Origin of the sequence: Streptomyces beijiangensis (assembly GCF_017315755.1) — a bacterium.
GTDB lineage: Bacteria > Actinomycetota > Actinomycetes > Streptomycetales > Streptomycetaceae > Streptomyces > Streptomyces beijiangensis.
The window spans coordinates 1-311 of sequence record NZ_JAFLRJ010001011.1; the positions used below are offsets into that span (position 1 = coordinate 1).

The following is a 311-nucleotide window of genomic DNA, read 5'->3' on the forward strand; positions in this document are numbered from 1 at the left end:
GCGAGGGGGCGGAGTCGGGGGTGGTCGAGCCGGGATCGGGTGCCGTACGCGAGCCGACGTCCGGTGCGCCGTCGGGGCCCGAGCCGGTGTCGGCGGATATCCCCCCGCCGATGTTGGTCCCGTTGCCCGTGTTGACGTTCGCATTGGCCGAGACGGTGGTGCCCGGGTCGTTCGACGTGCGGGAGTTCCCGGAGTTCCCCGAGTCTCCGGAGTCCCCCGAATCGGAGCTGTTGCCGTCGCCCGAGTTCGTCTGCGAACCGGAGTTGGAGTCCGACCCGGAGTTCGTACTCGAATCCCCGACGCCCGAACTC

1 pseudogene is annotated in these 311 nt (G+C 70.1%); it reads right to left on the reverse strand.

Annotation, left to right across the window (positions count from 1 at the left end):
* Positions 1–311 (reverse strand): annotated as a pseudogene (locus J0695_RS40315) (hypothetical protein); the annotation flags it as partial.